This is a genomic window from Vasconcelosia minhoensis LEGE 07310, from assembly GCF_015207255.1.
Lineage (GTDB): Bacteria > Cyanobacteriota > Cyanobacteriia > Phormidesmidales > Phormidesmidaceae > Vasconcelosia > Vasconcelosia minhoensis.
In genome coordinates this window covers 36,715-58,806 of sequence record NZ_JADEXG010000013.1, presented here as the reverse complement: position 1 = coordinate 58,806, position 22,092 = coordinate 36,715, and the positions used below count along the sequence as shown (strand labels likewise).

Sequence of the window (22,092 nt, the reverse complement as noted above, 5' to 3'; positions counted from 1 at the left end):
ACTGTTTGTCGCTCAATTGCTTCCTGAATCTCGACAGGAATATTAGAGAGAAAGTTGTAACCTGTGATGTATTCAAGCGCATCGACGTTAATGATTTTTTGGGTCCAATCAGCATCTGGATCCTGGCCGACTTTTTTCCCAAAAAATTTAGAATTCGTACCTGCATAATCAATCAGCGTATTTGGGAGCCTGACAGCAAAGGCAAGAGAATCCTTCGTTACATCTGAAATTCCTTGGCCGGGCTTGTCCAAAACCAGTACGACCTTCCAGACATATTCAGGAACGCTAACTTTATTGCTAAGTAGAAGAGGACGACCATACTCGTCAGATGCCTGTCCATCTCTTCCTGCAATAATATAGAATTCCTTATCCTTAGACACAACCGCTTTGGTTAAGTCATCTTCTAGCGCTTCCCATCTATCACTTGGTCTATTCAGTGGCTGGGGAAGGATATTGTCCATCAAGTACGTTGCAGCATAATCTTGCTTGTTTCGATTACGATGCGAAGCGGTTGTCATGTGTCCTCTATGGTAGTTCGTTGTCTCAGGGATATCACCATGCTCAGCTGAATCAACGAAAGGCAAACGTGGATCAACTCCAAACGTAAGTCCCTTATTACTGTAATCTCCAAGCCAGGTTTTGTTAAGTTGATAACTAACCCAGTTGGGTGTTTTAAACTTGTCGTTATAGGAAAGAGAGTATTGTGGCTTCTCAATCAGGTGGTTATCAAAAAACTGGCTAGGCGGAGTTGTAATAAGATCTAGACCAGGATTATAACCATCATCGAATTTGGGCGTGTCTATATCCTTTCTTGCTTCCTGTCCATTTAAAGCTGGATTTCCAAACAGCAAGTGCTGACTCTTGAAGAAGACGTTGTCTAGATAAACTGTCTTCGAGCCATTTAGCTCAAACCTGAGCGTCTTTACTTTTCCTCTGAATTCGTTTGGAATATCAACCTGAAAAGTTTGAAACCCTTCTTCTGCAAAACCAATCCTGTTAGATTGCCCTTCTCCTGTCCTACCACCTATTGCTTCATCAAACTTACGTAGATCGACCGCAGGATACTCCTTTCCTGTAGTATTTGGATTACCTTTAATTAATCCTTGAAAAGCAGAGCTTTGAAGTTCTACATCATCTAAAAACACCCGAAAAGTACTAGTTTGAGAACTATCGCTATTATCTGGTTTGGGTACATGCAAATCAAATCGCAGCACTCCCCAATCAGGGACTAAGAAGCTGTTGTGTGTAACACTATTTGCACCATTGCCTAGCTCCAAAGCAAAACTAGTATTGCCTGCGATACCGCGCTTTAGATGCTTCAGTACAGCATCCCCACCTTCAAATGACCAACCAGGAATATCCAGATTACTACCCGCTGTATCAAAGCCAGGTGCTATGGAATCAAAATTCCCGTTGAAGAGCGTAGGAACGGCATAGTCCCCGCGTCGTCCATTCCCAACCGTGCCACCGGTGAACGTATTGTCTTCTAGAACGGATGCCCTATTAAGCGGATTATTCAAGTAAGCATCGAAACTTCCTAGTCCCTCTTTGTCAGTCCTAGTACCAATACTGCTCCCATAGGGACGATACTCATAGCCACCGCCGAGTACTGAATAGAACCAGCCCGTACCGATGCCTTCCCACACTGAGTTGGGATCACCGTGTTGAACTGATTGTCCATTTCTGATGGCTGAGGTGTGATCGGGGGTATACCACGTCTTTGTACCACCGCTAGACGTTCTGAGCTCTCTTGGAAGATCGCCTAGTCGTCGTATGTAGTCGTCGCCAAGCTCCTGGCGAAGCGAGAGATTTGCTGTTCCCAGATACCAGTCTTTCGCACGCTGGGACGCCACGTCACGTATGCTATTCGGTTCAAATGCTGAATATTTACTAAGGTTTACTTCCCAATCAGCAAGTCCTTCATCTATTGAACGCCCTTGACGTAAAGACTGTCCTCTTTCGTCAAATTCGCTGGCAGTCGTCTGGTAGTAGTTATCCGCAAAGGTAACATTATCCCAAATTCGTAAATATGGATCATACGTGTTGCCATACAACCCGGTTCCCTGAAAAGTTGATCCATAAGCGATTGGATCGATCGTTGTAAAGTGCAAATCACGATTTGCACTACTGGTACCCCCTGCATGTAGATACAGAGCTCCCAACCTTTGAACGATTTCTGTGTTGACGACAGCACCTCTACCAAATCCAATGAAGTGGAGTGGTGAATTTAGTAGATCTCCTTGAGTTCTATTAATTTTACCTGAAGCATCGTAACCATTGATACTGCCACCCATCTTTTGGTCTAGCTGGACAAGAGCTGAGAATAAACTATCGGCTTCGGCCTCAGTAAAACCAGAAGTCAAAGAGTTGATTAGGGAATCAGATTCAGATAAGATGACGAGCGGTAAGTTCCTTGAAAATTGAGATATTTCTTCAATAGAGACCTCCCGAGTATCAAAGAAAAGCGTTTTTCCAGGAGCTATAGAAGGTGTCCCGGTATACCATTTATTTGTTTCAGATCGATACCATACAATATGGCTCTGATAGTCAAGATAGCTTTTAATAAGGGACGCCACTTCTGGTGAACTTCCAATTAAAGTTTCAGAAAACCCCCAATTTGTACCTGGAGAAACTGTTGGAATAATGGTAACACTAGGAAAACTCTCAGGGGTAGTTGTATCGAGCGTAGTCGCAGGGATATCAAAAACAGTTGTAACACTGCTTTGAGATGATACTCTCGCACCACTAGACTTCTCAATTTCGATACTCCAAAAGTAACGCTGCCCTGCTGTTAATGCTCTTTCTCCAGACAATAAAAGCTCATAGCTATAACCTTCTTGAGGCTCCGATAATGGATTACCTCGTGCGTCTAATATCTGCCATATACCTTTGCCTGAGTTATCACCTCCGTTTCTTGTCCACTCAGCAGTCAAAATTCGATTAGGGTTGTAGTCAGTTCCATCCCTCAGTGACTCAGTTGGAGCCCAGTCGCCGGGTACGAGGCCCTGTCCATTGGGGAAAGAACTGACATATAGTTTGATGCTTCTAACGTCTTCTCGTTCTCTTAACTGTTTCTGAGCCTCTGGGGACGGAGTAGGCTGAGTGTTTGGTAAGTCCTCCCAAACAGGTAGATCTTCCCATCGGATACTAGTTGAGGTTGGCGTTATCGGTACAGGCTGTGGTCGATACAGTCTACCTAGACTAGGCGGTGTTTGAGGTAGCGGCAACGACGGAATTACTGTCGGTTGTGGAATGGGTCTTACTACTGGAGCTTCTCTTAGCTGAAAAGCTTGTGCAGATTGCCCAGGAAGTAAGAGGTTTTCTATCGTACTGCGTAGCGATCCATCTTGGTCATCGGCTCTCTCATGTAGTGACCAATTAAATATTAATTTCTGTGTAGAGTTCTCCTGGTCTCCACTAAACTCTACAGAAGATGAGCCAGGAAGGATAATCGTATTTGGCGTATGAGCAGTGAGCCCCCAAGTGCTACCCGCGCCAATGGGTCTGTCATTAGTTGTATCTCCAAACACACCTTCTAAGAAGGGACTTGAAATATTGGCCGCTACCCCTACTTTGCTGTTAACATCCTCAAGCGGTGTATTCTCTAACTTAGACAAATTGTTTGGGTTATTGATTGTATTCAGTATTTCCTGAACGTCGTAAACAAAAGTTGCAGCCACTCCAGGATTCGCCGCATAAAGGAACCTATTATCACCAGAGAGTGTCAACGAGCTTGTCAAGCCCATAGGAATTGGGCGAGTAGCTGCTACTAGCTTCGGTGCAGAATTCCCTGAAATCTTGATGATGCCGACGTTGCTACCAGCACCTTTACCATCGACACTTTCAATGCCAGCACCAAACATTCTGCCGTTATAGCCAGCAACAAAGGCATACTCTATGCCTGAACTATCTCTCAGCCATACAACGTCAATCGCTTCATTGACATCAAAGTAATCGTCGAAATCTCCCAGCGTAAGTGACGCATACTCCTCTGTATGAGAGAAACTTCCATCCTGACCCACAGCTACAGCTAGCTTCCCAAAGCCTTTGGAGTCATTAGTTCTGTTGGTGAAGAAGACCGTATTTGGTTTGTCGGTGGCTGTAATGCCCTCAACTTTACCTTCAATATCGATAACAGAAACGACTTGATGAACTTGGGCATTGCCTAAATCAACGTTGATAACAACAATGCCACTTTTACCCGACTTACTAGAATTGGTAGTCGCGAATAAAAGCGAGCCATCCGAATTTATGGCTAATCGACGAACGCCTATCGTGCCATCAATATGAATGGCTTTAATATATTTGTTGTAACTTCCTGAGTTTGGGTTGATATCTATGACATAGATAATTCCTAAGTTCCGGTCCCCTACGTAGGCGTAATGATTTCCTTCGCCGATTACAATTGAAGTTGGACTGCTTCCACTAGGCAACTTGATCCGATCAACTTCTGTGGTTTCTGGGTTAATATCCAGCTCTCTCAAACCTATCGCGTCAATGACAGCAATTGAACTTTCTCCAGGCAAAGGAACATATGCTACGTCTTCTGTCGTAGCTACGTATCTAGCGCCTGTATTGTTACCAAGCGGAATGCTTGCGAGCAATATGTTTTCGCTCCCGCTTTGTTCTACAACATTGTCAGCGTCTTTTGCATTGAAAACTTTGATGTTGCCCGATAGTGGATTAGCTCCTAGAACTCGATCAAAATGCTCATAGAAGATAGCGGTTGGCGTAGAAACATATTCAACGCCTTGAGACTCAACAGTCCTGACAGCCATGATACTGAGCTGCTCGCTGACGGGAACTGAATTAGGAACTCGGAGCTTGATGTATGTTCCTTCTGTGTTAACTTCTAGTTCAGTTTGCTTGCTGCTATATGAGCCATATCCAAAATCGATTCTGAGACCTTTTGTAGGACTGTATTCAGCTTGATCGGTCTCAGGATTTACGCTTACAGAGATTAAATTCTCTCCTCGAATCTTCAGAAAGATGCCTTCATCGTCAAAATGTGCTGTTACTATCGTAATTATAGGGGTAAGTGGGTCTGTGACCGGTGAACTGATGTCTGAGACCCAAGCTATAGGGTTATCTGAATCTGATGATAGCTGAGCCAAGTTTAGAGACACGCCAGCACTGGTTTTGTAGGGTAAGCCTATTGCTGGAACAACCACTACCTCAACACTCATGTTTACGGTTGATCGAGTAGTGAACCTATCTAAGATAGGATTAGACTCTTCATCAATCAGTAAGGCTGAAATGACTGGTCCTGCCAGCGCAGCAGTCAACCCAATCGCTGGTGATGCCCATAGAGAGAGGGCAGCCCCTCCTACTGTCGTAATCAAAGGTGCAGCCAGCCCGACAGCAGGAATTGCGCTTGGTGGTAGTAAAGCATCTACAACTCGATAGTTGAATTTAGGTACAGCAATTGTATAGGCACCATCTTTTCTGGCACCTTTCCACGGCGGCGATTGTGTCCGGATCATTCCATCTTCGCCAACAATCCCTGATTCCTCAATAAACCAGATGGGCTCGGCAACGCCATCTAGTGCAGGAAGGCTGTCTAGTCGCATAAAAAATACTTCTGTGCCAGCACTCAGCCCAGTTGTATTGGGGATGGCTAACTGTGCAGGGACTAAGAGTTCTTGGCTATCAAATGTTAGCTGGAAAGAGCCAGCAAAATCGTATTTTTCGGGAAGGCTGAGGGTCAAATCTTCCCTTAGCACCTGCTGAATACTGACAGTCGTTTCTTCTTGTAACGCTCCAGGCGCTATAGCTACTACCAATCCATCATCTGATTGGATTACACCACCATCTTTACCTATCACACCAAGGTTGGGGTATGGTGAGCTTACCTGTACAGGAATGACACTTTCTGCACCACCATTGATAACTGTAACCGTAGACCAGCCCGTATCTAATGCTGTAATGAGGCCGTTTTCGCCGACTTGAAGTACTGATGAATTGCTGACGAAATATCTGGTTCCAGAAATTGCGCCCCCAAGATCTGGAGACCCGGTCAGACTTTCAATGCTGACTAGCAATTGCCGACTGGCTCCCTCAGTTAGAGTAACGGCTTGAGGATATAGCTCAAGACCCAATTCTTCGGCAAGTGTCACATATAGCTCTTGCTGGTTTCTAGGCGCTAGGATATCTCCAATTCTAGAAACTGTTACTGCTTCGATACCGTCTCGAAACGCTCGTAGAATTGCCGTGCCATTTGACAGACCAATAATACGGCCATTGTCGTTGATACTGGCGACCGACGACGTATCTGAAAGATAGCTCAAGTAAGAACTATCTAAAATGACATTCTTTTGATCTGTAAAATCGCCAATAGTAATTAGATCTTCTTGATCGCCGATACCCAGTCTGGGCTGGCGATTGACAAAATCTAAGCCAATCAATGGCGCATCGCTAACTTTCACGATTATTGTCGTGGGGATGGAAGCACTAAAGCCATCATCCGCTATCAGCTGGAAGCTAGCAGAACCGTTGAAGCCTGCATCCGGCGTAAACCGAACCTTCCCGTCATTCGTAAACGTAACGGTACCATTCGTGGCATCTGCGACCCTGAAGAAGAGGTCATCTCCCTCAGGGTCATGAGCCAGATTCGCAACCGAGAACACCGACGGCAGGTCCGTATGGGTGAGCACAGAAGTTCCCGTCAATACCGGCGCTTGATTCGCGACAAAGCCAAAGTTAGCGCTGAGGATCTGGACATCAGCGCTATCCACACGACCATCGCGGTTGAGGTCCATTGCCCAGCCATAGGCCGCCTCCCCTTCCCGGCTACCCAACGCCGCCAACAGTAGAGTGCTGTCCATCCCGTCCACCGCACCATCGAGGTTGACATCGCCCGCTACCGACAGCCGCAGCGAATAGTCACCCGAGCCATGCAGCGATAGCAGCTGTAAGCCTGAGCGCTCCAACGCAAACAGGCCAAAGCCTCCCGTCGCCGTCGAACTAGAGAGCAGCGGCGAGAGCCCTGCAATCGACGGCAGCGCGCCGTTCGCGACCTGCCAGTCAACGCTAAGCAGTACCTGGCCGCTAGCCAAAGACGTCAGCTCACTGTCGCGCAGACTGAAGGCCCAATAGTCCGTCCCCGTATCCCCAAGCGCCCCAGCAGTAGTCGCCCCCGAGAACCGCGCCGCGCTACCCAGATCGCCCAGCACCGGCACCACTACAGGCGACACGCCCCCCAGTACTGCCTCTCCACCTGTACCCGCCGCACCGGTCGCGAGCGACAGCCGATGCGAGCCATCTAAGGCATAACCGTAGCGGCTGGTCGTGCCGAATGAATGGCGAGCCGAGATCAGCTCCCCATCGCGGTAGGCATAGCTGAGCGACTGGCCATCGCTAGATTCAATTCGAGAAATTTCGCCGTTCTCACCCCGGACAAAACGCAGCGCCTCCCCGGTCGTGAGATGGAGCACCCCGTTGCTAGAGAAGACCAGCCGCTTACCATCCGCTGTCTGCTGCGCCAGCACCCGGCCCTGGGCATCGAGAGAATATTGGGTGCCATCCGCCGCCCGCAGATGGTAAGCCGTCTCCCCAAAGTGCTCATCCGCCGGATTGTAGGGCCGAGCAGAATCCAAGTCATAGAGCCGATTACCCGCCAGCGATAGACGAGCGTCCGCGGAAGAGAGCGTATAGTCAATACCTGTGTCGGCGGCCCAACCAGGGTGGTAGTAGGTCACCCCGCCCACCTGCTGCTTCACCGGCTGGAACGTAAAGCCTACGCGCTGCCCATCCGGCAGCGACAGATAGACCCTAGAGCCGACCGCCAGCGGGCTAAAGCTACCCAGGTGCTCTCGCCCGGTCAGCGGCACATTACTTTGCAGTTGAAAATCAGCTTTGGCCAAGCGCCAGCCATAGCCAAAGTCGCCCATCACCTGAGATTGCAGCGACGAATAGGCCCGCTCCAGGCTGAGCGATACGCCACCGAGATCTACCGTCAGGTCCCTCTCTAAGCGGCTATACTGATTTGCCTTTTGAGCACTGTTAACCTCAAAGGTCGAGAGCACCTGGCTGGAACGCCCGCCGATATCAGTCGCACTCAGCCGCAGCTGATAGAAGCCGTTAGCTAGCGCCGCCGGGTTGAGCTGAGCTAGAACGCCTTCTCCAATAGTGGTCGTTCCCTGGGCTATTGTCGTAAACCGGTTGCTCCCTAGCAGCGCCATCTCCAGCGACCATTCATCAAGGTTAGTGTCGCGCACCTGGCCGACCACATCCGTCAGCTGATTCAGCGCCATCAGCCCCAGTGTCGGAGCCAGCCTGAGCTCAGGGGCCAGCTGGTCAGCCGGATCCTTCACCTTTAGAACCGTAGTCTGCTCACCCAGACGACCGTCCGCGTCTACCACCTGAGCAACAATCTCATAGCGCCCTGGCAGCGTTGGCGTAAAGCTAACTCGGCCCTGCGCATCGACCGACACCGGATCGCCATTCACGCTGACGGCAATACTCTGCACCAGGCTGAGGCTATCTGCTACTGCCCGAATCAATACTGCCTGCCCCGGCACCGCCGGGAAGCTGGGCGTCAGATCCAGCGTCACCGTCGGCACAATAGGCGTTGAAGACACCGTAATCAGCGCATTCTGAGTAACGCTAATTGCCCCGTCTGAGACCACATAGGTCACGACATACTCACCCAGCTGCCCCGGCGTAGGCCGCCAGCTAATCTCTCCGGTTTGGGCATTGAGCGTTGCGCCCTCTGGCAGATTGCGAGCGCTGTAGGTCAGCACTGTACCCAAATCAGGGTCAGTCGCGCTCAGCGCAAAATTCAACGTTTCACCCAGAGCCACATTCCGATTCAGCGCCGTCAGCTGGGGAGCCCGGTTGACATTGCCCACCCGCACCAACACATCGCGTACCGACTGCGCCCCGCTGGGGTCGGTCGCAGCAAACGAAATGACATACTCCCCAGCCTGCTCATAGGACGGTGTCCAGCTAAAGGCACCGGTCGTCGGGTTGAGCTTAGCCCCAGTCGGTAGGGCAGAAAGCGCTGAATACAATAGCGCATCGCCATCAATGTCTCCAGCGGCCAGCGAGAACTGAAGCGCTACACCTTCCTGCCCCAGCTGCGGCGGCAGCGGAGCTAGCACCGGAGCCTGGTTGACGTTGCCCACCGTCAGCGTAATCGTCTCCGACTGTTGGCGATGACCATCACTAACACTCAGAATCACATTGCTATAGACGCCCGCCTGGAAGTGATTCGGCGTCCAGCTCAGCACGCCCGTTCTGGGATCCAGCACCGCGCCGCTGGGCAAATTCTCGGCCCGGTAGGTGAGCCCATCGCCATCGGCATCGGTGGCATTCAGCACCACCGTCAGCGTTTCCCCTTCCTGCAGGCTGAGGTTACCAATTGGGGCCAGTACCGGCCCCTGATTCTGGCTGCGCACCTTCAGCGTAAAGGTGACTTCACCGCTCAGCTGCTGAGCAGCATCGCCATTGCCGCTATCCGTCACGCTCAGGGTGACCGGATAGCTACCCAAATCCGCCGCGCTCGGCGTCCAGCTAAACCGGGCCACGCCGTACACATTGGTTCCTACCAGCGTCGCTCCTGGCGGCAAACCGCTGAGGGCATAGCTGAGGTTGTCCTGATTAGGATCTTGAACCCGCACGTCAAAAGTCAGCGGCTCACCCGCGACCGCCACCTTGTCACCGATGAAATCCATTACCGGCCCGTCATTGGGCGCATCGACCGTCACCACAAACTCGTAGCGCGTCTGCGCGCCCGTGATATCGCTCGCAACCACCTCCAGCACATAGTCACCGCTGACGGTCGTCGCCTCAGGAGCCAGCTGGAGCTGAGCCGTGCCGTCGCCGTTATCGACAAAGCCAACAAAGCCAGGCAGCGCCCTGCCGTCTAGGTCCGTCGCCGTAATCGAAACGCGATCGCCGTCAGCGTCAGTCACGACAATCTCGAGCGTCCGGCTTTCACCGCGCTGCAATGTCTGAGCCGCGATCGCGGCAATCTCAGGAGCCCGGTTCACGTCGAGCACCGTAATCGGCACGGTAATCGTCGCGGTCTGGGCCACGCCAGTACCATTGCCATCGTCGGTAGCGGTAAAGGTGACCGCATAGGTCCCAGCCTTGCTGAAGCCCGGAGCCCAGCTAAAGATCGCCGTATCGGGGTCAAAGCTCGCCCCCGCAGGCAGGCCGCTGACGCTGTAGGTGACCGACGGGTCGCTGTCCTCTAGCAGCGTCAGTTCGCCATCCCGGTTGCGCTCGGGCGGGATGTAGCCGGGATTATCCGGATCAAAGGCAAACGCTCTGAAGCGAACTGTTTGCCCTTCTACCACCGTCCACTGCTGTAAACCCTCAAACACGGGGGCCGCATTGACATTCAGCACGTCTATCTTCAGCAGCTGAGAGGCCAGCTGCTCGCCGTCAGAGACCAGCAGCGGAATTTCAAAGTGACCGGCCTGGAAGTAGTTCGGCGTCCAGTCAAAGACACCCGTGCGCGGGTCGAGGCGAGCGCCGCCCGGCAGCAGATTACTGAAGTAGGTCAGCTGCGTCCCTTCTGGATCCTGTCCCTGGAGCTGGAGCCTCAGGGTCTCACCCTCGCGAATGGTGCGGTTGGTCAGCGGCTTTAGCGTCGGGGCCTGATTGGTCGGCGCAATCAGGAACGTGGTCGAAGCCGTCGTCGTCGTGGTGCCGTCGCTGACGATAAAGCGCACGTCCTCATAGGTGCCCGCCGCCGAGTAGCCCGGCGTCCAGGTCAACACCTTGGTCTTGGAGTCGAAGATTGCCCCGGGCGGCAGCCGGTTGGCCCAAATCACCAGCGCATCGTTATCCGCATCCGTCGCCCGGACGGCTAGCTGAATCGGCTGACCTTCCGCGCCATAGATCTCAGCGGGCAGCCCGGCAAAAACGGGTCGATGATTTCCGCCGGCCACGGCAATCTTAAACCGCTGCGTCGAACGCGCCCCGCGCGCGTCGTACACCTGGAGCACAACCGGTTCAATCGCCGCGCTATCCGGCCCTGGTGTCCAGGTAATCACCCCTTGGGCATCAATCGTCATGCCCTTGGGAGCCTGGTACAGCAAGTAGGTCAATACCGTACCATCGGGGTCGCTGGCTGCGACCTGATGGGTATAGACTTCACCGATGCGGGCGGTCGTCAGCGGCGCATTGTTGAACAGCGGCGCTTCATTCGGATAGGGCAGGGCAAAGATGCCCGGCTCATAGTCAAACCGCAGCGCGTCTGGGTTATAGACCGTAATCGTTTGCCCAGTTACCGACTCACCGGCCTTGAGGCGGCCATCGGCTAGGGCCTGGCTGAGGTCGAGCAGGTAAGCGCCCGTTTCTCGCTGCTGCGCGATCGCGCCCATCGGCTCACTGGTAAACGAGCCTGTGGGGGTCAGCAGCAGGGTCAACGGCAGCAGGAGGTCGTAGTCGGTCTGGTTGGTCAGCGCCAGGTCAAAGGCAATCGTCTGGCTGGCCCGGTCGTAGCGGGTATTGCTAAAGGCAATATCAACAAAGGCGGAGAAGTCAGACACAGCCGTAAAGTCAACTTCATAGCCTTCACCTAGCGCTAGCCCAGCCGCACTTTGCAGCGTCGGCAGTACGTCTAGCTCATATAGGTCAGCTGCAATTGAGCCAAATTCGAGGATGGCCGAGCGGGTGGCCGCGTCATAGCGCACCGACTGCGGCGTCAGCGTGCCGCTGGTCTGCCCGGTCAGGATGAAGTTGCTGGGATTGAGGATCGAGGCAGCATCGGTCAACGTGCCGACCCACATATCCTGGTCAAAGGTGACCGTGATCGACCCCTGCGGCAGGGCAATGATCGCATCCGGCGACGGGTTGGTGAAGGCAACCTGCGGCGCAATCAGCGGATTTAGGACATCGATCTGCGTTGACTGGCTGAGCAGCACCCGTCCGTCCGCAGTCACCTTAACGATATCGCCACGGCTGCCGACTGAAGCCACCACCACCGTATCCAAGGTCTTGGTATCGACCATAATCAGCTCGCCGTTCTGCCCGTCTATCCGATTAGTCGAGACAAACAGCAGCCCGGCTAGGCGAGTATTCGGCTGGCCGAAGGCGAGTGAGTCGGTCGGTGCGTCGAGCTTCAGCATCTGCTGCGGCTCGCCGTACTCGTTGAAGCGCACCACTTCGCCCCGCTGCGGCCAGCGGGTGGCCCAGAGACTGCCATCGGGCGCAAAGGCCAGGTTGCCGACCCGCAGATTGCTGAAGTGCTTGAAGGTTTCGGTGGCGGGGTCAAAGATTTCAACGCCGTTGCCCGAAGAAAGATAGATCTTGCCGGTGCCAGGCGCGATCACGAGCGCTTGAGTAATTCCATCTGCATACTGGGCTAGAATTTCGCCAGTTTTGGCATCTAGCTTCAGCAGCGGCCCACCACCGGTCGTCGCCCAGAGCGTGCCGTTTGCTGCCTGCGCCAGGTCGAAAACAGGATAGGGCAGAATAGCCAGCGGGTTTTGGGCCGCGCCGCCGGTTTTGGAGAACTGATAGAGCGAACCGCGATTCTGCCCGCCGCTCGCCAGGATAGTGCCATCGGCAAGTTCAACAATGGCCATCGGGCCAATCTCACGGTGGCTTTGGGGGATGCCGGTCGCGAACGAGCTGGCGTTGAAGGGTCGTAGCACCTGAGCAAACTCAGACGGCTGACCGTTGACCACCGCGTTTGGAATGGCCTGCTGCGCCTGTAAGAAGAGAGGATTGGTGGATGGCTGCTGGGCTGGGGCCGGTGGCGGTGCTAGGGCGGGCTCGGTCGTCCGACCAACTTCCGGCAGGGTGCCGAGGTTGGTTGCAAAGCCATCGCTGGGCGGGGTAATCCCGATCTGGGGCTGCTCACGGTTGCCCGCATTATCGGTTGCCAGCGCCAAGAACTCGTAGGTATGCCCGGCTTCACCTTGGAAGATCGACTCGGTTGCCGTCGTCTGCGACTGCCAAATCTTAAAGTCGCCGCCGTCCGTGGCGACATAGACGGTGACGTGGCGCACCCCAGAGCCGCTAGCCTCGTCAGCGGCATTCCACTGCACCCGATAGTCACTGCCCCCAGCCGTCAGCGGGCTGACTTGCAGCAGCGTCGTCGGTGCTTTGCCATCGACCAGGTTGGTCGCCACAGCAGTATCCAGCGGCGCTGCCCGGTCAAAGAACACGCGAGCGGCACTGGTAATCTCCGTTCCGGTAGGGCGATTGGCCAGCGGTTTAACCGTATAGCTGACAAAGCCAGCCCCGGCTTGTTTAGAATTGTTAGGCGGCAGTAGCCCCCGCTCTGGGTCGTTAATCACCTGCCCGGTTCTGGGGTCAATCGCCTGGAGCTGCCAGATCACCGTATTCGAAAGCGGATCTAGCCCGGCACTGACGCGCAGGATAAAGCCTTTGCTCTGAGTGAAGTCGAAATCGCCTTGGAAAGCGCCCCGGCCTTTAGGGATATGGATTTGAATGTCCCCCAGCTTTAGACCGCCTAGCTCAAACGTACGGGGGTCAAGGTCTGTGTCTAGCTGGGAAACGATGCGAATTTCACCTACTGTAGTAGCAGCGTTGGCGCTATTCTCAAAGCGAACTCTGTAGGGGAGTGATTCTCCTAGCGGCACATAGTTTTCACTGCCGTAGCCCAGCGGGCCAACCAGGGACACCTGATTGCTTTGCGAGCCGTTCGCCTGGAACAGGCTGGCAAAGCTTGGCGGCGGGACAGACGTAGATGGCGGTAGATCAACTCGGGCGTCACCGTACGGCACATAGATGTTGAAAGCCTGGGTGCGCGTCGGTCGCGAAAGGCCCAGATCAAATAAGCTCGGGTTGGGAATTTTCTCACTTCCGGTCTTTTCAGGCGTATCGCCATACCACCGGCGAATCTGCTCAAAGAATTCAACCAGATTGCCGGTCGAGCGAATTCCCGCTCCAGCCGGGCCAATCAGCAGGCCCGTCGCCAGGGTTGCCAGCAGGCTGATCACCTGCGCGCTCTCGCGGATGGGCGGTGCTTCCGCCTCAGGGCGCAGCAGTCCTACCTGCTCCAGCGCGGCGAGATAGGCCTGTGTCCAGGTCTGGGCATCCGCTGCCAGCACGCTGAGCGCTTGGGCCGCCGTGCGATCTCTGAGAATGGCGTCGCGCAGCCGCAGCGCTTCTACGGTTTGCTGAGCCACAAATTCGCTGCGGCTGAGCGCAGTTGCTGACCCTAAGATATGGAAGCGGAAGGCAATCTGGTCATCGGGGATATCTTCGAGTGCCCTGGGATCTTTCAGCAGTTCTTCAACCAGGCCCGCATAGGTTTGAACATTGAAGTTTCGACCGATGCTGCCGCCGGTGGCCAAATCTAAGACATAGCCCGGCGCTAGTGTTTCACCTTCTCGATTTACATCAGAAACTAAGCTAGCCCAGGGAATATCGCTGTACTCATCCCCCGGTGTTCCTCTCAGATTTGAGCTGAAGGTGACGAAGGGCAGGTTGAAGACTTCTACATTCTTGCCCAGCGCGGGCGTACCGACCTGGAAGAATACATAGGGCGTATCGAGGTTAGTCAAACTATTGATGGATAGGCCGTAGGTGCCCGCCTCACCTGGGGCAATGACGCGAGGGCCACCCACGCCAATCGATACATCAGTCTCGATTGCGCGCTCGACCAGATAGCGATAGGGGACAATCGCCTCTTTCCCATTGGGGTTTATCACTTTGACGTCGTAAAGACCATGGGGTGCATCCGTCAGGTCAAAGATGGCAATAATCTTCGTGCTATTGATGACTTCGTAGCGGGCAGGCACATATTCTGCGATCCCGGGCCGTACCAGCTTGACAATGGCACCCGCCTGGAACTGCGCCCCAGAAATTGTCGTAGTGACATAGCGACTATCGCCTCCTCGGTCCGTCGTGACGTTGGTGATGCCGAAGGGGAGGACATCCGCAATGATTCGGGTGGGTGTGTCCTGAGACGGCTGGCTGTAGCCCCGCACTAAAACGTAGTACGTTCCAGGCTTTGTAGTCGGGATAATGGCTACTGGGTCAGGCCCGAGTTCGCCGTCGTAGCCCGCGTCATAGACAATACCGCTCGGGGCTGCTTCGTGTCTTAGGAACAGCTCATTGGCTGCACTGCCGGAGGCAGAGTCTACATTGACCTTAAGGGTTTGCCCGGCCCCAATGGTGATCTGGAACAGACGCTCCTCACCCGGGTCTAAGGTTAGATCAAGCGGCACGCCAAGCTGAAGCGTTTCAACGCTCACTGAGAGCGTATCTGCCGATGCGGTGGTGTTGTTTGCTTCGTTTTCTGCTTCGTAGATTTGGTTAAAGATATCTGGGCGGACAATAATCCGGTAGTCGCCGGGAATCGCCGGGGGAAGGTTTACAGACAGGCTGGCGCTATAGGTCTCGCCTGGGGCGACAATGCCGCTTCGTAAAACTCGACCTAGAGCAATATCGGTGATGTCCCATTGCTCATCGGCTGAAAGGTAGAGGGCATCGCTCCACCGCCCGGCGGCAGCGTTCACACCCGAGTTCGTCACTTCCCACTTAATCGTGACTAAATCGCCGGATTTTGCCGCATTTGGAATTGTGATACTGCTGACCTGCAGGTCTGACGGTGGCGGCAGTTCCAGAATAACCGGCTGCTGACTCGGGGAGGCGTTGTTGCCTTCAAAGGTTCCTTCAAAGACGCTGCCGCGTAGCGATGTCTGACTGGTAATGGCATCGGTGACCACGAAGACATAGTAAGGCCCGGTCAGATCGGTGCTCAGGTCTAGCGTTTTACTAACGGTATAGCTTCCGCCTGCGGCGAGGCCGCCGCTGTGGGAGACAATGCCCATGAAGCGATCGCGCTGCACGTCTAAAAATTCATCGCGGGAGAGATAGATGGAGTCGTTCCAGCTGCTCTGGCGAATAGGCGTATCGCCGGTGCCTTTATTCGTGACGGTGTAGGTAACGTCTAGTAGTTGACCAACAGTTGCGCGCTGTGGCACGACAATGCTGGTTACCTGAAGGTCTGGTGACGGAGTAAGAACGACTTGTAGCGCGTTAACAGCAAGGTTATTCCCTTCGTCTTGAAACTCTGGTACGTTGGCGTATCTAGAAAAGTTTTCATATACGACACTATCCCACGTAAGCGGGCCGCTAAAAACGAGCTTAGTGCCGGAACGGTTGGGTTCCAGATTTGCATCGGTGACGAAGATGAGATAGTAATTCCCTTCGATTCCATCGGGCAGAGTTAGAGTAGCGGTTTGACTATAGCTCTGACCAATTGATAACCCACCGACATGCTTGACCGAACCCAGCATGACATCGGCAGAATCTAGGGAAAGATCGCTAGAGAGATAAACTCTGTCATACCAAGCACTTTGACGAGTGTCACGGGTCCCTTGATTGGTAACTGTCCAGGATACGGAGACAGATTCACCCGAGTTTGCAGACTGAATGGGGGACGCAAAGGCAGCAACCTGCAAGTCCGGCTCTCGATAGTTGATATCGAACTTGCCTACCCCTAAATTATTGGAAGCATCTTCAAAAACAGTGTCTTTATAAAGGCCCAGTGCATTGTCATTGCTGCCGCTGTTCTGGATGCTGCCGCGAAACACCCGGCGATTGTCATATTCGCTGTAGGTATAGTCAGTACTAACGTAGAGATAGTATTCTCCGTTTGTCCCGGCTGGAAGAATAACCTCCTGGGTTTGGGTATAGCTCTCGTCGCTGCCGAGGGATTGTCCAGGGCTATACGCAAATAGGCCTAGTCTAGTTGCTCTATCCTTGATAAAGGTGGAATCGGGAGATAACCAAACTTCGTCATACCAGTATTTTGTGCCTGCCCAGGTCGCGGCACCTTGGTTCGTCACTGTCCAAGTGATCGTTGCCTTTTCGCCTGAGAAAGCATCGGTTAGCGACTTGACGCTAGTGACAACGAGGTCAGAAGGCGCACGGGTGACTAGCGTATCGGTGACATCAGTATTGTTATCAATATATGGCCCTTCCCAAATTCGCTCCCAGTTAGCGATTCCCGCATTGGTCTTAACGATGACGTATTGGCCGTGAACCGATGGCGCTAACTCTACTTCGAGCTCGGCTGTGTATCTGCCGTTGGCCGCTAGCGCTTGAGTATGGTTGACCCTGCCTAGTAGCCATCTGTGGCCATTGCGATCGTTCAGATCGCGGCTATCCGAAATGTAAACCTCATCATACCATTTGCCCTCTGTCTCAGCTTGTCCCTGATTCTTGACTGTCCAAGATACCTTAAACGGATTGCCTGCTTTAGCTTCTGGGGTCGCTGTAATCGATTCGACAATCAGGTCTGGCGACGGTGTCAGAAGGACAGTGATTGGCGTAGAAGCATAGTTGTTGCTATCTAGCTCGTTGGGGTCGTCTGGATTGACGTTGATGTTTTGAGTATCCTCAGTTACAACATCATAGGCGTCTGACCATACGGTAATGTACCAGTCACCCGTGATTTGCTTTGGCAGCGTTACTGTGACAGTGTTTTGGTAGCTGTCATTGATCGCGAGCGAACCTTGATGACTGAAGGTTCCTAGCAGAATATCTTCTGGCTCAAAGGAACCTGAGCTGGAAGCCGATGGGCGGTCTTTATTCCGGGTGAGCCAAACGGTATCTTGCCAGCCGCTGCGATCGGTTTCGCCAATACCCTTATTGGTAACCCGGTAAGTAACCGCAATGGACGAGCCTTCATAGGCCTGGCTGGGCGCAGCTACATTAGCTGTAACCAGGTCAGCAGGGGGCAGAGGCTCGACGTAGATAGGCTTAGCAAACAGGTTGTTGTCGTCTTGTGGATATTCATTCAGCTGATTTTTAGCATCTGTTTGGACCAGAATATAGGCGTTTCCTCGGAAATAACGAGGGATGAGCGCGGTCTCAACTTCGCTACGGTACTGCCCACCTGGCATCAGCGCAGATGCATTACTAATTTCTCCAAGCAGAATATCATCATCACTGATGGTGTTATCGCGCGATATATAGATGCGATCAAGCCAGCTGGGCGTGTCAGTCGCAACGCCACCCTGATTTTCAACGATAAAGCCAACGGTCAATGTACCGCCAGCGGCGACAGTAGCTGGCGATTCAACATCAGCCACCCGCAGGTCGGGCCGAGCGGGGAATGAAATCGTAAGCAGGTCATTATCAATTTTCGTATTGTTATTGGTGAAAGCGCCTTCGTAAAGGAACTGACCTGCATTCGTTTCGATAACGATTTGATAAGTTCCCTGGATTGTGCTGGGCAGTGTAAACTGCTCCGAACGCCTGTAAGTTTTACCGGCTTCTAATTCCTGCGTGTAGGTAAACTTGCCTACCTCAATCTTTTGGTCTGAACCCGCTGCTTTCAGGTAAACCCGATCAACCCAGGCTCGATTTGTGCTGCCCTGCCCCTGATTGATGACCGTCCAAGCAATATCAACCTTGCTCCCTGCTTTTGTGCTGGTTGGCCCTTCAATGTCCACAACGGCTAAATCTGGGGTGGGGGCCAAGCTAACGTTGATAGAAGCTGAGGTGAGAGCGTTATTATCGGTGTAGCGAAACTCATAGGGACCACCTGTTCTCACCACGAGGTAATATTCGCCTTCGATCCCATCAGGCAGAATTATTTGACCCGAGCGTTGATAGCTTGTGCCTTTTGCTAGTACACCAATATGCTCGAACTGGCCTAACTGCTGAAGCCCTGCTTTACCAGCTGGGTCCGCCGTCAAATAGACATAGTCGTTCCAAGTTGAAGTACTGGTTAGACCAATCCCTTGGTTAGCGACTGTCCAAGATAAGCTAAAGGGCTGACCGCTATTCCCGTTTGAAGCGACATCGATTTGATTGATCACCAGGTCCGCATAGGGAATTGGCACAATCTGGGTTCGGTTCGCAGCAGCGGCAGCATTATTGTCTTCCAGGCCATTTTCGAAAACCTGCCCTGCGCTATCGGTTTGAACCCAAATCCGATATTCGCCCTCAAACCGAGGCGCTAGCGTAATGGTTTCTGTACGCGAATAGCTGGCTAAACCTGCAAGTGAACCGGTATGGACAAATTCTCCCAGTAAGCGATCGTCGCCGTCGCCGAAAACTTCGTTGACTGAGGCCCAAACTCTGTCTGTCCAGGTACTGCTAGGTCCAACCTCATTTCTAAGGTTGGTAACGCTCCAGCTCACCTGAATTTTGGCAGGATCGCCAACGTAGATTTCAGCTGCATTGACGTTCGTGACAGCAAGGTCTGAGTAGGGAGCAAGGACGACTTCTAACGCTGCGGACGCTAGATTATTTGACTCAGCTAGCACCCCTGCCGCAGCGCCCTCGGCGATCCCATGATCAGCATCAGTGACCATCAGGAGGTAGTACTGACCTTCTATAGCAATGGGCAAGTCAAAGGTAAATGCATCAGAATAACTCGCTCCTGCCTCCAATGCCGTACTTAAAGTGATTGTCTGGATGAGTCGATCCGATGAGTCTATCTTTTGGTCAGTTGATAGATAAAATCTATTGATCCACGGTGTAGCAGTCGTAGAGGCTGTCCCGTTATTTCGAACGCTCCAGTTGACGGCTACTGTAGTACCAGATATTGCTGTTTCTGACACGCTGAGGACTGCCTGAAGGTCAGGCGCGATTAGCGTAACTGGAATCTGTAAGACGTTGTTTGAATCGTTAGCCTCTTTTTGTTGGTTGTCAATGTCTGTGACAAAGAAGAGATACTTTTGCCCTGTGGTTAGCCCCTTTAAGGTTATTGTTGCAGTCTGCGTGTAAGCATTGTCACTATCAGCAGTGCCTAACGCAGCCGGATTAGATCGTAGAGTAGTCTCTAGCCGAGTCGCTGAACCATCCAATATGGGGGAGTCGGAAATATAGACGGCGTCTTTCCAGTTTGTTTGAGTCGGCCCAGCTCCTGAATTTCTTACCGTCCAAGTTAGGTCGGTTGACTGACCCAAAAGAATCGTATTAGGAACAGTTGCGCTGACGACCTGTAAGTCTGAGGCAACTAACGTGATGGCTACACTAGCAAAATTATTATCGTCGTTAACTTCTACTTGGGCATCACTTTCATCAGTGACAACAAAAAGATAATGCTGACCAAGCACTAGGTCATTGGGAATAGTGATGTCAGCTTGAAGCGTGTATTGATTGTTGCTATCGACGTTTAGAGGAACTTGCTCAGTGACCGTTACTTGTTTGAGGCGAGTTGCTTTTGTGCGATCAAGCTCAGACGTAGGGGATAGGTAAACTGCATCATTCCAAACGGAACGAGCTTTGCCAGGGCCTTGGTTTGTGACCGTCCACTCTAACTGGACTGTGCTGCCAGGTATGAGTGTTTCGGGTGCGCTGATGCTAGAAATAATTAAATCTGCGGGTTTTAGTGCTACTGTCAGGTTGAAGAACTCGGCTGCAATTTCACCCGAACCGTCAATAGCTTTAATGACTATAGTGGTCGTGCCCGCGTCTTGTTCGCTGGGAGTTCCACTCAGAACTCGGGTTGAGATATCAAAGCTTAGCCAGCTTGGTAATGCGCTACCATCTGCCCGCGTTGCCCTATAGGTTAAGTCATCATTACCGTCTGAATCTTGAAATAGGTTGTCTGGAACCGTGAAGCTAAAAAAGGTGTCTTCTAAAGCACTTTGATTGTCAATGCTGCCTATCAAAGAGGGTGGGCTATTTGCTTTGTAGCGCTGAGCGAAGAGTTCGGTCGTGCCGTTGCTGCCATCGCCGACCCAGGCAATGACGAAGCTATTGTCAGCGGTAGTGACCGAAGGCTGCTTCTGGTTGCCAGCAGTCTTGGGGTTGACCCGAAAAGCGCTGCCCAGCGCAACGCCGTTGGCGTTAAAGAGGCGGGCAAAGACATCTTGTCCTAGCCCAGGTTGGTCGCTGTGCCAGGTAACGACAAAGTCACCACTCTTATCGATACTGACTACTGCATGACGCTGGTCGCCAAGCTCAGCATCGTTGACCTTGAAGGCAGCACCCAGCTTTTGGCCATCGGCATCGAAGCGCTGCGCATAGATGTTGTAGTTGGAAGCGCTGCTTGAAGGATAGTCTCGACTTTCCCAAACGATGATGAAGTTGCCCGCATCATCAATATCGACGCGAGAGTAGATCTGGTCGCTGGCAGTAGCGGTGTTGACCAGGAACTCATCGCCGAGCCGCTCCCCGTTCGCGTTGTAGCGCTGGCCATAAACCCCCCAGCCACTGCCATCTTGATAACGGCTACTCCAGGTCGCCACAAATTCACCTGAGGCACTCATCGCTACCGAAGGATAGGTCTGGTCATAGGTGGTGTAGGTGTTAACCCGGAACTCGCTGCCGAGGGCAACTCCTTGGGCATCGAAGCGCTGACCGTATACCCCTTGCCAAAAGGTGTCTTGGCTATAGCTCGACCAGAGGACGACGAAGTTGCCTTCGGCATCCGAGTCGATGGCGGTCATCCGCTGGTCGTAATAGGTATAGGTGTTGAGGCGGAACTCGCTGCCGAGGGGCTCGCCGCTGGCCGCAAAGCGCTGGCCGTACATGCCCCAACTGCTGCCGTCTTGATACTGACTGCTCCAGACGATGACGAAGTCACCGTTGCCATCAACCGTGACGCCTGCATCAATTTGGCTATGCGTAGTAGTCGTGTTGACTTTGAACTCACCGCCGAGCGGCACCCCCTGGGCATCGAAGCGCTGGGCATAGATGCCTTCGCTGCTGCCGTCTTGGCCCTGGCTGACCCAGGTGATGACGTAGTCGCCGTTGGGGCCGCTGGCGATGTAGTGCGGTGACTCGTAGTTGGTGTACTGGTTGCCGTCAGTGTAGGTGTTTACCTGAGCCGCTGGGCCAGTAGCCAGGTAGTTGGCCACTGTGAAGCTGCGGGCATAGTCCCCGCCTGCTGTGCCATCCAGGTCGCCATCGAGTGGGGTGCCCGCTGCACTCCGCAGCGAGTCTTTAGCGACCAGGACATAGTCGCCGCTGCCCAAAGCAGTCGCGAAAGTGAGCGTAGCGCTGGCATAGCCCAGCTCGCTCACCGTATACTGCACCGCAGAGAGCAGGTCACTGCGGTCTTCGCCGTTGCGCAGCAGTGCCCAGTTGGCTAGATCGGTGACCGTTGCCGCATCTAGCGTGGCTGAGAAGTCAACCCGCAGCTCAGGGGTGCGCTCAACCAGCAGCTTGCCTTTGCTGACAGGCATTCCATTTGGC

The 22,092-nt window shown here is 53.1% G+C and carries 1 pseudogene; it reads right to left on the bottom strand.

What is annotated here, in order from left to right:
* Positions 1-47: 47 nt before the first annotated feature.
* Positions 48-21,164: pseudogene (locus IQ241_RS07650) on the bottom strand (putative Ig domain-containing protein); the annotation flags it as partial.
* Positions 21,165-22,092 lie beyond the last annotated feature (928 nt).